Origin of the sequence: Paracoccus sediminis (assembly GCF_900188295.1) — a bacterium.
Taxonomy (GTDB): Bacteria; Pseudomonadota; Alphaproteobacteria; order Rhodobacterales; family Rhodobacteraceae; genus Paracoccus; species Paracoccus sediminis.
The window spans coordinates 1-12,450 of record NZ_FZNM01000007.1 but is presented as its reverse complement, the minus strand read 5'-3'; the positions used below and the strand labels follow the sequence as shown (position 1 = coordinate 12,450).

Below are 12,450 nucleotides of genomic sequence, written 5' to 3'. Positions count from 1 at the left end.
TCCGCCGGATTTTTTCGGCCGCACCGCTATGCTTGCGCGAGAGGCTTGTTATCCGACAAGTAGCCCCTGCCTACGATTGTGTCGAGATGCTGTCCCTCCCAATCCGCCGGAAACCCCTCCAGCAACCGTCCCAACGTCACCTCCGGCCCCTGCTTGCCGTCCAGGATCGCTTCAACGATGTCGGGTGCGAGCAGTGTCAGGCGCAGCACGCGGGTCATGTATGAGGGCGCAATCCCCTCGCTTTCGGCCAATTCTGCGGTGGTGGCGAACTCCCCGGATTCGAGCATCCGCTTCCATCGGAACGCACGGGCCAGTGCCTTGACCAGCGTGTTGTCCGCCTTGCGGTCTGGCCGGACACCATCGGGCAGATGCATTTCCTTGCGCCCGCCGCGCTTCACGACGCGGAACGGTACGTGGAGCGTCACCGTGTCGGAGATCGGAGCCCCGCGAGTCATGCTGCGGCCTCAACGTCACTGGTCAGCATCTCGCGAGCCAGATTTCCGAGCCCATCGACGCGCAGTCTGACGTTCAGCCCATCTGTGCCGATATCGACCCGTTCGACCAACAGGGCCACAATGCGCGCCTGTTCCGCCGGGAACAGTTCATCCCACAACGGATCGAGCTTCTGGAGGGCTGCGCGAGCGTCGGCCTCGGTGATCCCGTCGTCCTGCGTACGCGCTGCCTTCCATGTCCCCGCCACGATCTCGGGCTGCCGGAACACGGCGCGGAGCTGATCGATGACGGCAGCCTCGATCTCACCCGCGGGCACGCGGCCGACAGGGCAAGACCCGGCTCCGTGCTTCAGCACCGTCTGGCTGACATAGTAGCGATACAAACGCCCGCCCTTGCGGGTGTGGGTCGGCGAGAAGGCTGCGCCATCGGGCCCAAACAGCAGCCCTTTCAGCAGCGCGGGCGTTTCGGCGCGGGTGCGCGCGGCGCGCTTGCGCGGGCTTTCCTGCAGGATGGCGTGGACGCGGTCCCATGTCTCGCGGTCGATGATGGCTTCGTGTTCGCCGGGGTAGCTGTCGCCCTTGTGCACCGCCTCGCCGAGGTAGGCGCGGTTCGAAAGCATCCGGTAGAGGTACTTCTTGTCGATCCGGTTGCCGCGCGGAGTTCCGAGGCCTCGCGCGCCCTCGCGGGCCAGCAGCGTGCAGGATCCGATCTCGATGAAGCGGGCGAAGATCCAGCGCACATGCGCAGCGGGGGGCTCGTCAACCAGCAGCTTCCTGTTTTCCACCCGGTAGCCGAAGGGCGGCACCCCACCCATCCACATCCCCTTCTTCCGACTGGCGGCGACCTTGTCGCGGATGCGCTCAGCCGTCACCTCGCGCTCGAACTGGGCGAAGGACAGCAGGATGTTCAGCGTCAGCCGCCCCATCGACGTGGTCGTATTGAAGGACTGGGTCACCGAGACGAAGGTCACACCATTCCGATCGAACACCTCGACCAGCTTAGCGAAATCGGCGAGTGACCGGCTGAGGCGGTCGATCTTGTAGACCACCACCACATCGACCAGTCCGTCCTCGATGTCGGCCATCAGCCGCTTCAGGCCGGGGCGTTCCAACGTGCCGCCGGAGATGCCGCCGTCGTCATACTGATCGCGGACCAGCACCCAGCCCTCGGACCGCTGGCTGGCGATGTAGGATTCGCAGGCCTCGCGCTGGGCATGCAGGCTGTTGAACTCCTGCTCCAGCCCTTCCTCCGAGGATTTCCGGGTGTAGACCGCGCAGCGCAGCTTTCGGACGACCTTCGATTTTTCAGGCGGCTTCATCATGTCCGCCCCCTGTGGTTCTTGAGGCCGAAGAACACCCATCCATTCCAGCGGGTGCCGGTGATGGCGCGCGCGATGGCGGACAGCGATTTGTAGGGGCGTCCCTGCCATTCGAAACCGTCGGCGGTGACAGTCACGACGTATTCGACGCCCTGCCATTCGCGCAGAAGCCGCGTGCCCGCGATGGGGCGGTCGCGGTCGAGGCGGATGCCGCGCTTCTTCTTGTCGCCGCCGTCCAGTTCCTCGCCCAGCCGTTCCAGCCGCCGGACGGTCTCGGGTTTCAGCCCGCCATAGGCGAGTTCTTGGATGCGATAGGCGATGCGGCTTTCGAGATAACGGCGGTTGAACGGCGGCGGCTCGCTGTCGAACAGATCGCGCCACTGTTTCTTCAGGTCGGGCGTCGACGTGTTCTTGAGCGCGGCCAGGCGCGCGGGGATCGGATCGGGCTTGTTCATGCATTTCTCCGGTGAGTTGGAGTTGCATGACGGCATTGGTCGGGCGGATAGTGTAGGCAACTTTCTCCAGTATCGTCAGATACTTCGCCACCATCCCGCATCCGCAGCCGGATCAGCCCCAGCGCCAGCAGGCCGCACAGCTCGGCGCGACGCTCGGCGGGGGTCATCTGGTCTGGAGGCAGTGGGTTCGAGCCCAGCCGCGGATATGTCGGCGCGTTTCTCATGGGGAAACGCTACCCGCACGCACCCTGAAAACAATTGCTTTCAGATGCTTAGAGGAGTGCTGCGTAACTCTGCGGTGTTCTTGGGATGCGCTATCCTACCCGATGGGCCACGAACAGCTCCTCGAAGAACGACTTCACAAGCTCGTCGACAGATTCCTGCATCGATCCCTTCGGGTGAGAGAATTCCGAGCCCCCGAACCGAAACACCTCGTAGCCGCGGAGGCGAAGGTTTCGATCAGCCGCAACCATTTCGGCGTACAGACCGGGATCGGCACGCTCACCTTTCGCATAGTGGTGCTTGCCGTCAATCTCGAGGACGACCCTCTGTCGGCCAGGCAAGAGCATCAGAAAGTCCATGCGCTGCCGGAACAAAACGCGTTTGTCCGCGAGACGCCTGGCGATCTCCGGATCGTAGTGCAGGTAGACCTGCGGGATGAGCGCCGGCAGCTGGTCTCCAAGTCGCTCAGCGAAATTGCGAAAGTACGCCTTGAAGAATTCCTGCTCAGGACCGTCGTCAAGCGAGGCAAGTAGACGACGCCCGAGGCTGGTGTGTGCCTCAGCGAGGTCGGCGAGCCCCTTTTGCTCCATCCACCAACGGACTAGGTCGAGCCATGACAACCCATTGCCGATGGGGCGCTCGTAAATGAGGCAGCTGTCGACATGTTCGAGCACGACGACTTCGTTGTCGATCGCATCCGAGAACCCGAGCCTCGGCTTTGGTCCGTTGGAAGCGAAGATCAGGTTCTTCGGCCGCCCGTCGACGCCGCGGCGAACGGGGCGTACCGAGAATGTTGCGCGGCCCGAGACCTCTCCTGTCTGAGCAACCTCGTAACCATCGAGCTGCAGGATGCGGGTCAAGTCCGCTGCCAGCGCAGCCTGGCCGTCGGCATCACGAAACCGGGGATCCAGAGCGGTCTCAATCAGCTGCGCAAACCTCCTCGAAGGACATGTTATTGCCCCGATGAATTCGAAGACCTCCTTCGCATTCCACAACGGGGCCGCGCCAGTCGCGTATTGTCTGAGTTCCTCGGTCTTGGTGGGCCCCTCGAAGAAGTCGGCTGGCGAACTCAGATCAAAGAGCTCCTCGATCACGTCCGGACGAATGCCTTGTCCATGGATCCCCACACCAAGACGATCGGCCACTCGGTCGCGAGTGATCGCGGAGATTTCCGGCTGGTCCTTGTCTTGCAGGAGGTACACCCTGTCCTGCAGGCCAATATCCCGCCGTTCTCGCGCAAACTCGAGGGCCAGATCCAGCGCCTTTGCTCGTGGAAGGCTCGCAAGCGTATTCTGGGCGACCGTCTTCTTGCTGGTCCCTTCTGCAAGTGGGACGTCGCGTCTGGAGAAGAACGCCTCGATATCGACGACCCTCATAGCATCCCGAAAGCAGCAGCCGGCCAGCTCGAGAAGGTCATCCAATTCTTCGTCACCTGCCACAGCTATAACTCCCGCGCGAACCAACGGATGCGGCCGACGATATGAATCTCGTCGGCGGTTCTTTCGTATTCGGGGTAGTGCTTGTTGTCGGAGATGACGCGCACTGCGGGCGGGTCGCTGTTGGGGATGTGCTCGAGCCGTTTGGCCACCAGCCCCATCCCGTCGTCCAGCACGAAGATGCCGGGCGGGTTGGGCGTGCGGCGGGTCATGTCGACCAGCACTGCGTCGCCGCTCAGGAGCGTCGGCGCCATGCTGTCGCCCTCGACATGCATGATGCGTAGCTGCGACGGGCTGGCCTTGAGGCTGTTCCGGATCCAGGAGCGGCGGAAGTGGTAGACGCGGCCGGGCGTGTCGCCGTCCTCGGTCACGACCGCGCCGCCGCCCATTGCTGGGCGCGGGGTGGCGTGGGCGATGGCCACGAAGGCGTCGTCAGGATTGTCCAAGAAGGGGGGCTTCCCCTCCACCTCGCCAATGCCGTGGATCAGCCAGTCGCGATCGACCTTCAGCACGCGGGCGACCTCTGCCAGCCGGTCTATGCCGGGGCGGGCTGAACGGCCACGGAGGATGTCGTAGACGAAGGAACGGTTCACGCCGGCCATCTCGGCGACGTGGGCAGGACTGATCCCGAGCTGACTGGCCCGGGCCCTGAGGCGGTCGGAAAGCGTGTGGTGCTCGGTCATGTCATCCCCACCCATCTGTGGATGAAGTAGGATAAAATCGGATTGATCGAAGCCCGTCAAGCGAATAAGAACAGAAGGTAAACATCTTACACGGGAATCGGCGCGGAGGGCAGTGAATGCACATCGACAAATCGTACTTCACGCTCCCCGAGATCCTCGAGCGCTGGCAGATCACGGAAGCGGACCTGATCTACCTCGCTGAGAACGACAAGCTCCGTCTGTCGGTGCGCGTGTTCGGTGTGCCGATCGAGTTTGGCGACTATGAAGAAGCCGCCGACGGTGAACCCTACCGAGTGCCGCACGAACAGAGCCATTACAGCGGTCTGCTCGATCTCCACGCCCGCGATGTCTTCCAGCTCTTCCGATGCGGCGAGGTCCATCTCGAGAGCTTTCGAGCGCCGAAGGCCGACTACGCGACGACCTGGGGCGATGCGCAGCCTGTCCTCGTCATGATCGGTGATCTGCTCCTAAGACGCGATGAACGCGACCGATTCGAGATCGAGACCGGGTTTTCGCCGGGCGGACAGCCGATGGAGGAGGCCACCTTCATCCACTCGGCTGACTACTTCGAGGTCCGCTGCAATGGATGCCGGTTCAAGCTGGGCCCGATCCAGGCAGAAGTCGTGCGCGCGCTGCACGAGGCCGCGCAGGCTGGAGAGCCCTGGCAGAACGGCAAGGCGATCCTGTCGCGCGCCGGCTCGAAGAGCCTGCGCATGGCCGACGTCTTCAAGTCGCAGAAGGACTGGCGGCATCTGATCCGCTCCGACCGGCGGGGCGGCTATCGTCTGAATCTCGACTGACCGCTCCCCTGCCGCCCGGTCCCCTGTGGGATCGGGAGGGGGACGAGTGAGGGATGGTGGGGGATGACGGCGCCCCGCCGGCCGCCAAACGCCAGTCCTGCAAGGGCCGACTGATCCCCCTCCGCATCCCCCGCCGATCCTGACGACATCCCACAGCAGAATTTCGCATGGTCTCCTCGACAACGAGAGGAGACACCGATGCTGCAGAGGCATTGCCTGAACCAGAAAGAGCTGGCCCGGCGCTGGGGAATCTCCCATCGCACGCTCGAGCGTTGGCGCTACGGCGGCCAAGGACCGGCCTTCCTCAAGCTCGGCGGGCGCGTGCTCTACCGGCTCGCCGACATCGAGGCCTTCGAGCAGAGCCAGCTTCAGCTTGCGCTGAAGATCAGCGAGGCCGTCGCGCGCGTCGGTCACACGCCCCGCCGTCTGACCGCGGACCCGGCGCGGGACACCGGTCATGGTGCCACGCACCAGCGGACTGCGCGGCTGTGCTGATGGTCGCCGCAACTCCAATCGGCGCCCGCGTTGCGAGGCCGCGGCTCACTGATGTCGAGCTCTACGCCTGGATCGCACAGGCCGAAGCTGGCGCCAGGATCGAGTACCACTGCGGCTTTCTCGGGATCGATGTCACGCCGGTGATTTCGACCTTGCCCGAGCCCGAGCGCCGTCAGCTTGCCGATCTCGGTCAGGCCGCGTTGGGCGCCTTCGAGAAGGGCCTTGTCCACCTCGTGCAGGAGCGCGTGGGCCCCGACCGCTTCGCCTACATCGCCGTCGCCCGGCCCAGACCGAAGGCCGCCGCTCCCTCGCTCTCGGCGCTGCTCCTCGAAGAGCGCGCCGCGTGATGGCCCTGGCATTCCCTTCCAACGGAGACCCCGACATGCCGCACCCCGACAACGCCCCCCGCTTCGACGACCTTGACCGCTTCGCTCTCGGCGACATCGCGGCGCTGCCGCCCGAGATGCTGCTGGACCTGCAGACGACGGCGTTCGCCGAGACCGCCCGCGTGAAGCGGCTTCGGGACCGGCTCGAGGCCGGGATCGCACAGCGCTACGAGAGCGCCGCCGCGGCCGAGCGGACCGCTCAGGGGAAGACCAGCGGCACCGTGCGGGTCGAGGACGAGGGCGTCGTGATCGTCGCCGACCTGCCGAAGAAGGTTTCCTGGGATCAGGACCGGCTCGCCGCCATGGCCGAGCGCATCCGCGCCGCCGGCGATGACCCGACCGAGTATCTCGAGATCGCCTATCGCGTGCCCGAGCGGCGCTACAGCGCCTGGCCCGCGGCGATGCGCGACGGCTTCGCGGACGCACGCAGCGAGACCACCGGCAAACCCGTCTTCCGGCTCGAGGCTCGAGACCGGTGACGCGCGGCGGCGGGACGCCCGAGCGGCAACGCCGGGCAGGTTCCCCTTCGGCACCCGGTCACCCCCGCCGCCGCGCACCCTGAATTCACATCCGGAGAACCCCATGGCCTTCCGCATCATCACCGCCGACGAACGGCTCTCTGCCGCCGAGAACAAGACCTCGCTCGCCATCTTCGGCCCGCCCGGCGTCGGCAAGACGACGCTCCTGAAATCCCTGCCCGCCGAGGAGACCGTCTGCCTCGATCTCGAAGCGGGCATGAAATCGGTGCAGGACTGGCGCGGGGACTCGATCCCGGTGCGCAGCTTCACCGATTTCCGCGACCTCGCCGTGCTGATCGGCGGGCACGATCCGGCCCAGCATCCGCAATCCTGGTACGGCGCCGAGTATCACGCCTGGCTGCAGCAGCAGTATCTCGGCACCGGCATCGAGGACTTCCTCGCCCGGAAGCGGATCATATTCGTCGATTCGATCACCGATCTGACGCGGCAGGCCATGGCCTATGCCCGCCAGCAGCCGGAGGCCTTCTCCGAGCGGACCGGCAAGCCGGATGTCCGCGGCGCCTACGGGCTCCTCGGCCGCGAGGTGATCCAGGCGCTGAAGCATCTCCAGCATGCCCGGGGCAAGACGGTGATCTTCGTCGGCGTGCTCGAGAAGGTCGCCGACGAGTTCGGCGCGACGACGTGGCAACCGCAGATGGAGGGCACGAAGGCCGGGCGCGAGCTGCCGGGCATCGTCGACCAGGTCGTCTCGATGCAGCTCTTCGGCCGCGACGCCAAGGGCGACTGGACCCTCGACGAATCCTCCGCCGAGCGCCGCCTCGTCTGCCGCTCCGGCAACCCCTGGGGCCTTCCCGCCAAGGACCGCTCCGGCCGGCTCGACACCACCGAGCCGCCCGATCTCGGCGCGCTGATCGCCAAGATCGACGGCCTGGCACCCGCTGAATCCGCCACCCCTTCCTGATCCAGACGCAAAGGACAGACCCATGAGCTACGATCTCAACGACGCCCAGCCGCAGATGGCCCCCATCGGCGAGCTTATCCCCGACGGCACCTTCGCCAAGGTGCGCCTGACCGTCCGCCCCGGCGGCGTCGACGGCGCCACGCCGATGGACGCCAAGCTCCTGAAGGCCTCGCAGTCGAGCGACGCGAAGATGCTGGACTGTGAGTTCACGATCCTTGAGGGGCCGCACGCCCGGCGGAAGTTCTGGCAGAGCTTCACCGTGGCGGGCGGCAAGGTCGACGAGAAGGGCCAGTCGATCGGCTGGAAGATCTCCAAGTCCACCTTTCGAGCGATGGTCGACAGCGCTCTCGGGCTCGATCCCAGGGATGAGAGCCCCGACGCCAAGGCCAAGCGGGTGCTGCCCGGGCTCAAGCATCTCGATGGCATCGTCTTCGCCGCGCGGATCATGGTGGAGCCTGCCTCCAATCCTCAGTACCGGGACCAGAACCGGATCGCGAACGTCGTTCTGCCCGACGAGCCGCAGCACGCAGCAATCATGCGCGGCGAAGCCGTTCCTCCGGAGCCCGTCAACGCCCCGCCGCGGAAAGCCGCGAGCGCGCCGGCGCCGGGCTGGCAGGCGCCTACGCCGGCATGGGGTGCGCAGCCGCAAGCGCCGGCGGCGGCTCCGGCCTGGGGCGCACAGGCGCCCGCGCCGCAGCCCACGCAGCAGTCGCCCGCCCAGCAATCGCCCGCATCTCCGCCGTCCGCGCCGGGCGGAGCGCCGGCGACCGGCATGCCCGCCTGGCTCAATGGCTGAGGCGCGGTCGGCAGCACGGCGGCGGAGGTCTGGCCGGACTTCGCCGCTGCCCGAGGCCCGGCGCGATCCTGCCGGGCCGATGACCCCGGATGAATGGCAGGCGCATGTAACGCGCGAGGCGGCGCTGGAGATCGGACGATGGCTCGAGGCCCGAGGAAGACTGCACGCCCCCATCGCAAGCCTCAGCCTCGGCGACCTCGAAGCCATGGCCAGCAACGCGATCTCCCGCTGGATCGTGCTCCAGTCCGAAAAGCTCCAGAGGGCGGGTTGGCCGCCCGAGGACCCGATCGCGACCTTCTTGCTGAGGTAGCGCTCTGCGCCGTCTGCGCCCGCGAGGCGCGCGGCTTCGGCTACTGCCACGGCCTTCGCTGGGATCGCCACCCCTACCACCGCTTCTGCTCGCGCCGCTGTCAGGACGTGGGCAGCGCTATCGCCCAAAGGAACAACGGCATGATCGACAAGACCGCGCGCGAGGCCCGTGCGATCCGCGATGCGCGGACGCCCTTCGCCGAAGCGCTCACCGATCTCGGGCTCATGGAGCCCTTCTTCCACCGCAGCGCCGCAGACATCGACCGCCTGATCGAGGCGGCGGTCACCGGCTACATCGACAGCATGCAGGACCAGGCAGCGCACAAGGAGCGCACCGGCACGGTCCTCGACGACCCCATTCCGTTCTGAGGGGGCGTGCGATGATCGACCTGAACGACGACACCGCGTCCTGCAGCTGGAAGCCTCTGCTCGAGGCGGCCACCGAGAACGCCGTCACCGACTTCGAGATCGAGTTCTGCGACAGCCTCCGCGAGAAGCTGGCGCGGTTCGGGGAGAACGCCCGGCTGACGGACGCGCAGTTCCACAAGCTGACCTGCATCGCGCAGGCCGGCGGGTTCTGGGAGCGCGAGCGATGATCGACCTCAACCACGGCTCGGGCTTCCTCTACGGCGCCGGCGCGCCGCGCCCACCCATCGCGGAAGCGGTGTCCGCGGCCATCGACACGGCGCTGTCCGCGCGCCATCGCGCCGAGCGGCCGCGCACCTATGTCAGCTCCTCGGGTCTCGGCCGCGACTGCCTGCGCCAGATCCAGTACGACTTCCTCGCGGCGCCGAAGGACGAGGGCCAGGAGTTCGCGCCGCGCACGCTGCGCATCTTCGAGGCGGGCCACCGGGCCGAGGACATCGTCGCGGGCTGGTTCCGGATCGCGGGTTTCGACCTCCGCACCGAGCGCCCGGACGGCCGACAGTTCGGATTCGAAGCCCTCGGCGGGCGCTTCAAGGGGCATATCGACGGCTGCCTCGTCTCGGGCCCGGTCGCGATGGACTATCCCGCGCTCTGGGAGAACAAGGCGCTCGGGGCGACCAGCTGGAAGGACGTGGTCAAGCGCGGCGTCAGCCTCGCGCGGCCGGTCTATGCCGCCCAGATCGCGCTCTATCAGGCCTACATGGACTTGCCGGCCCCGGCGCTCTTCACCGCGCTGAACCGCGACACGATGGAACTGCACGCCGAGCTCGTGCCCTTCGACGCGCATCTCGCGCAGGAGATGTCGGATCGCGCCGTCGCCGTGGTGCGGGCCTCCGAGGCCGGCGAATGGCTCCCGCGCGCCGCGGCCGAGCCCACCGCCGTCGTCTGTCGTGGCGGCATGGCGGCGGGCAAATGGCACGGGCCCTGTGCTTGGGCGGGTCGGTGCTGGGGAGAGCGGCCATGATCCCCGACGCTTACGAGTTGAAACGCATCTTGCGCACGCAGCGCGCGCGCTTCTGGTCCTCGGACCTGCTCGCGGCGGCCGAGTTCGCGCCGATCTACTTCTTCGACGATCAGGCCGCCTTCGATAGCGATGTCGTCGATCAGGCGATGACCCGCGTGTTCTCGGGGCCGATCCGGCTGCCGAATCCGGCAGTGATCTTCGAGCTGCGCGAGCAGCGCTCCGCGCCTTCCGGCCTGATCGTCTGCGCCCGCCAGAAGGGTGATATTGTCGAGGCGGCATTCCTGATGCGCAGGCGGGCGCCGTGCGGCTGGACCGATTGTCTGGTCCGGGTCTGGCTGCACCCCGACGGCATGGCCGAGATCGAGGGCAATCCGACCGAGTGCGAGGACCAGACCATCCGTGGCCATGGCGAGGTCGCTGCCGGGATCGTCTGGCGGGCGATGACCATCCTCGGCTCGGCCCCGGGCATCCGCGACCAGAAGCTGTCGCTGGCGAAGCGCTCGCGCATGGCCCGCGAGGGCGTGCGCGGCTGGGTCTGGCATCAGGTTGCCATCGACCCGGCGCGGCTGCGCGCCGCCATCCCGCCGCAGGGTGGCAGCCATGCCAGCCCGCGCTGGCACCTGCGTCGCGGCCACTGGCGGCGACTGGCCGATGGCCGGCGCGTCTTCGTGCGCCAATGCGAGGTCGGCGATCCGACCCGCGGCGGCGTGGTCAAGGATTACACCGTGGAGATTCCAGGACATGAGTGATTTCACCCCCTCGGCTGCGCAGGCCGCCGCCATCGCCGCGATCAGGGACTGGTTCGACACCCGCAGGGAACAGCAGCAGGTGTTCCGACTGTTCGGTTACGCCGGCAGCGGAAAATCCACCGTGCTGAAATTCGCCCTCGACGAGCTTGGTCTTTCGCCCCATCGCAGCGCCAGAGACGGCAATTGCCTGCCGGGTGTGGTCACCGCCACCTTCACCGGCAAGGCCGCGCTGGTGCTGACCCGCAAGGGCACGCCCGCGCGCACCATTCATAGCCTGATATATTCGGTGATCGAGGCGACCGAGGAAGAAATCGAGGCCGCCGCAGAGAAGGTGCGGGAAGCCGAGATCGCCGCCCGGCGCCTGACCGGCTTCGCGCACACAACCGCCGAGGCCACCATCGAAGCGATGCGCCAGGCGCTTTCGGCGATGAAACACCCGCGTTTCGCGCTGAACCCGCAGAGCGACGCCGCCGATGCAAGGCTGATCGTGCTCGACGAGGTGTCGATGGTGGGAGAGGAAATGGCGCGCGATCTGATGAGTTTTGGCAAACCGATCCTCGTTCTGGGCGATCCTGGACAGTTGCCGCCCATTAAGGGCGAAGGAGCCTTCACCCGCGATGCGCCTGACGTGATGCTGACCGAGATCCACCGCCAGGCGGCCGAGAGCGCGATCATCCGTCTCGCCACCATGGCGCGGATGGGCGAGCCCATCGGTTTTGGCACCTACGACACCCATGTCGCCAAGATGCGCAAGGGCGACATTTCGCCGGAACAAGCGCTGCGCGGCGGCCAGCTGATCTGCGGGCTGAACGCGACACGGTTGCAGATCAACAATGCGATGCGCACAGCGGCTGGCCTTGGCGGGACGTATCTGCCCACTGGCGCGGCGGAAAAGATCATCTGCCTGAAGAACGACAATTCGCTCGGGCTTATCAACGGCATGTTCCTGACCCTCGAGGATATCGTCGACGAGGGCAGCCTCTATTTCTCGGCCGTGGTGCATGACGAGGACGGACGGCGTGTTTCGCCCTTCGACAGCGACGGCCGCCCGGGCCGGTTGCGCATTTACAAGGGGCATTTCGAGGATCACGTCTCCTATGACGCCAAGCGCCATGACCGCGATTGGCGGGAAAAGCGCAAGCTGACCGAGGCGACCTACGGCTGGGCGATCACCGCCCACAAGGCGCAAGGATCACAGTGGGAGAATGTGATCGTCTGGGACGACGGGCTTGGCCGCAGCGAGATCGACCGCCGCCGCTGGCTCTATACCGCCATCACCCGCGCCGAGCGCGGCCTTGTCCTACTGGCCTGAGGGGGCGCGATGATCGATCTCAACGATGTCGGCACGCCGAAAGCACGCCACGATCTGGCGGCCGTAAAGGACCGGCTGGCGGCGACCGCTGGCGACTGGCTCCCCGGCATCGATAGTGCCCCGTGGCGTGGTGTAGGAGCGCCGACCCTCGGAAAGGTCAGGGCCTGATCAGGACGCCACGGCGGGCAGCCTGACATTGGGATTGT

General features: G+C 66.5%; 18 protein-coding genes. 13 read left to right on the top strand and 5 right to left on the bottom strand.

The window, feature by feature from the left end:
- Window positions 1-26: 26 nt before the first annotated feature.
- From CHB77_RS10970 to CHB77_RS10945, 5 genes are all read right to left on the bottom strand, one after another.
- Entirely contained in the window at window positions 27-455 is a 429-nt protein-coding gene (locus CHB77_RS10970; protein WP_089388266.1) for a hypothetical protein, read from the bottom strand.
- Window positions 452-1,774: a recombinase family protein gene (locus tag CHB77_RS10965; protein WP_089388265.1), complete on the bottom strand. Its 1,323-nt coding sequence runs from the start codon at window positions 1,772-1,774 to the stop codon at window positions 452-454. The genes CHB77_RS10970 and CHB77_RS10965 overlap by 4 nt, the downstream gene beginning before the upstream one ends.
- Window positions 1,771-2,226 (bottom strand): DUF2924 domain-containing protein, encoded by a 456-nt coding sequence (locus tag CHB77_RS10960; protein ID WP_089388264.1) that lies wholly within the window; start codon window positions 2,224-2,226, stop codon window positions 1,771-1,773. Before CHB77_RS10960 ends, CHB77_RS10965 begins: the two co-directional genes overlap by 4 nt.
- A 314-nt stretch (window positions 2,227-2,540) precedes the next feature.
- Window positions 2,541-3,824: an AbiJ-related protein gene (locus CHB77_RS10950; RefSeq protein WP_131023355.1), complete on the bottom strand. Its 1,284-nt coding sequence runs from the start codon at window positions 3,822-3,824 to the stop codon at window positions 2,541-2,543.
- 65 nt (window positions 3,825-3,889) lie between these two features.
- On the bottom strand, window positions 3,890-4,567 hold the full coding sequence (locus CHB77_RS10945; RefSeq protein WP_089388261.1) for a LexA family transcriptional regulator: 678 nt from the start codon (window positions 4,565-4,567) through the stop codon (window positions 3,890-3,892).
- Window positions 4,568-4,683: 116 nt separating this feature from the next.
- Between CHB77_RS10945 and CHB77_RS10940 the strand changes: the two genes are divergently transcribed.
- The 13 genes from CHB77_RS10940 to CHB77_RS18325 all read left to right on the top strand — a co-directional run bounded on the left by CHB77_RS10940 (window position 4,684) and on the right by CHB77_RS18325 (window position 12,412).
- The gene (locus tag CHB77_RS10940) at window positions 4,684-5,367 is read left to right on the top strand and encodes a hypothetical protein (protein WP_089388260.1); all 684 of its coding nucleotides are present in this window, start codon (window positions 4,684-4,686) and stop codon (window positions 5,365-5,367) included.
- A gap of 198 nt (window positions 5,368-5,565) precedes the next feature.
- Window positions 5,566-5,862, top strand: coding sequence for a helix-turn-helix transcriptional regulator (locus CHB77_RS10935; protein ID WP_068767861.1), 297 nt, complete (start codon window positions 5,566-5,568; stop codon window positions 5,860-5,862).
- Window positions 5,862-6,209 (top strand): hypothetical protein, encoded by a 348-nt coding sequence (locus tag CHB77_RS10930; protein WP_242626640.1) that lies wholly within the window; start codon window positions 5,862-5,864, stop codon window positions 6,207-6,209. Before CHB77_RS10935 ends, CHB77_RS10930 begins: the two co-directional genes overlap by 1 nt.
- Window positions 6,210-6,244: 35 nt before the next feature.
- Window positions 6,245-6,727 carry a hypothetical protein gene (locus CHB77_RS10925; protein ID WP_089388379.1) on the top strand — a complete coding sequence of 161 codons (483 nt, stop codon included), beginning with the start codon at window positions 6,245-6,247 and terminating at the stop codon, window positions 6,725-6,727.
- A 103-nt stretch (window positions 6,728-6,830) separates the two neighbouring features.
- On the top strand, window positions 6,831-7,688 hold the full coding sequence (locus CHB77_RS10920; protein WP_089388258.1) for an ATP-binding protein: 858 nt from the start codon (window positions 6,831-6,833) through the stop codon (window positions 7,686-7,688).
- A gap of 22 nt (window positions 7,689-7,710) precedes the next feature.
- On the top strand, window positions 7,711-8,484 hold the full coding sequence (locus tag CHB77_RS10915) for a hypothetical protein (protein ID WP_089388257.1): 774 nt from the start codon (window positions 7,711-7,713) through the stop codon (window positions 8,482-8,484).
- A 79-nt stretch (window positions 8,485-8,563) separates the two neighbouring features.
- Window positions 8,564-8,794 carry a hypothetical protein gene (locus CHB77_RS10910; RefSeq protein WP_089388256.1) on the top strand — a complete coding sequence of 77 codons (231 nt, stop codon included), beginning with the start codon at window positions 8,564-8,566 and terminating at the stop codon, window positions 8,792-8,794.
- Window positions 8,795-8,934: 140 nt separating this feature from the next.
- Window positions 8,935-9,162: a DUF6511 domain-containing protein gene (locus CHB77_RS18330; RefSeq protein ID WP_176430336.1), complete on the top strand. Its 228-nt coding sequence runs from the start codon at window positions 8,935-8,937 to the stop codon at window positions 9,160-9,162.
- 11 nt (window positions 9,163-9,173) lie between these two features.
- The gene (locus tag CHB77_RS10900; protein ID WP_089388254.1) at window positions 9,174-9,389 is read left to right on the top strand and encodes a hypothetical protein; all 216 of its coding nucleotides are present in this window, start codon (window positions 9,174-9,176) and stop codon (window positions 9,387-9,389) included.
- Window positions 9,386-10,183: a hypothetical protein gene (locus tag CHB77_RS18655; protein WP_089388253.1), complete on the top strand. Its 798-nt coding sequence runs from the start codon at window positions 9,386-9,388 to the stop codon at window positions 10,181-10,183. Before CHB77_RS10900 ends, CHB77_RS18655 begins: the two co-directional genes overlap by 4 nt.
- Window positions 10,180-10,932, top strand: a complete 753-nt coding sequence (locus CHB77_RS10890; protein ID WP_131023356.1) for a hypothetical protein — start codon at window positions 10,180-10,182, stop codon at window positions 10,930-10,932. Before CHB77_RS18655 ends, CHB77_RS10890 begins: the two co-directional genes overlap by 4 nt.
- Entirely contained in the window at window positions 10,925-12,244 is a 1,320-nt protein-coding gene (locus CHB77_RS10885) for an ATP-dependent DNA helicase (protein ID WP_089388251.1), read from the top strand. The genes CHB77_RS10890 and CHB77_RS10885 overlap by 8 nt, the downstream gene beginning before the upstream one ends.
- 9 nt (window positions 12,245-12,253) lie before the next feature.
- A complete protein-coding gene (locus CHB77_RS18325) occupies window positions 12,254-12,412 on the top strand; it encodes a hypothetical protein (protein ID WP_165456275.1) in 159 nt (52 codons plus the stop codon).
- Window positions 12,413-12,450: the final 38 nt, after the last annotated feature.

Coding starts and splice junctions, on each gene's coding strand:
- CHB77_RS10970 (WP_089388266.1), bottom strand. CDS start 455: ATGACTCGCGGGGCTCCGATCTCCGACACGGTGACGCTCCACGTACCG.
- CHB77_RS10965 (WP_089388265.1), bottom strand. CDS start 1,774: ATGATGAAGCCGCCTGAAAAATCGAAGGTCGTCCGAAAGCTGCGCTGC.
- CHB77_RS10960 (WP_089388264.1), bottom strand. CDS start 2,226: ATGAACAAGCCCGATCCGATCCCCGCGCGCCTGGCCGCGCTCAAGAAC.
- CHB77_RS10950 (WP_131023355.1), bottom strand. CDS start 3,824: ATGAGGGTCGTCGATATCGAGGCGTTCTTCTCCAGACGCGACGTCCCA.
- CHB77_RS10945 (WP_089388261.1), bottom strand. CDS start 4,567: ATGACCGAGCACCACACGCTTTCCGACCGCCTCAGGGCCCGGGCCAGT.
- CHB77_RS10940 (WP_089388260.1), top strand. CDS start 4,684: ATGCACATCGACAAATCGTACTTCACGCTCCCCGAGATCCTCGAGCGC.
- CHB77_RS10935 (WP_068767861.1), top strand. CDS start 5,566: ATGCTGCAGAGGCATTGCCTGAACCAGAAAGAGCTGGCCCGGCGCTGG.
- CHB77_RS10930 (WP_242626640.1), top strand. CDS start 5,862: ATGGTCGCCGCAACTCCAATCGGCGCCCGCGTTGCGAGGCCGCGGCTC.
- CHB77_RS10925 (WP_089388379.1), top strand. CDS start 6,245: ATGCCGCACCCCGACAACGCCCCCCGCTTCGACGACCTTGACCGCTTC.
- CHB77_RS10920 (WP_089388258.1), top strand. CDS start 6,831: ATGGCCTTCCGCATCATCACCGCCGACGAACGGCTCTCTGCCGCCGAG.
- CHB77_RS10915 (WP_089388257.1), top strand. CDS start 7,711: ATGAGCTACGATCTCAACGACGCCCAGCCGCAGATGGCCCCCATCGGC.
- CHB77_RS10910 (WP_089388256.1), top strand. CDS start 8,564: ATGACCCCGGATGAATGGCAGGCGCATGTAACGCGCGAGGCGGCGCTG.
- CHB77_RS18330 (WP_176430336.1), top strand. CDS start 8,935: ATGATCGACAAGACCGCGCGCGAGGCCCGTGCGATCCGCGATGCGCGG.
- CHB77_RS10900 (WP_089388254.1), top strand. CDS start 9,174: ATGATCGACCTGAACGACGACACCGCGTCCTGCAGCTGGAAGCCTCTG.
- CHB77_RS18655 (WP_089388253.1), top strand. CDS start 9,386: ATGATCGACCTCAACCACGGCTCGGGCTTCCTCTACGGCGCCGGCGCG.
- CHB77_RS10890 (WP_131023356.1), top strand. CDS start 10,180: ATGATCCCCGACGCTTACGAGTTGAAACGCATCTTGCGCACGCAGCGC.
- CHB77_RS10885 (WP_089388251.1), top strand. CDS start 10,925: ATGAGTGATTTCACCCCCTCGGCTGCGCAGGCCGCCGCCATCGCCGCG.
- CHB77_RS18325 (WP_165456275.1), top strand. CDS start 12,254: ATGATCGATCTCAACGATGTCGGCACGCCGAAAGCACGCCACGATCTG.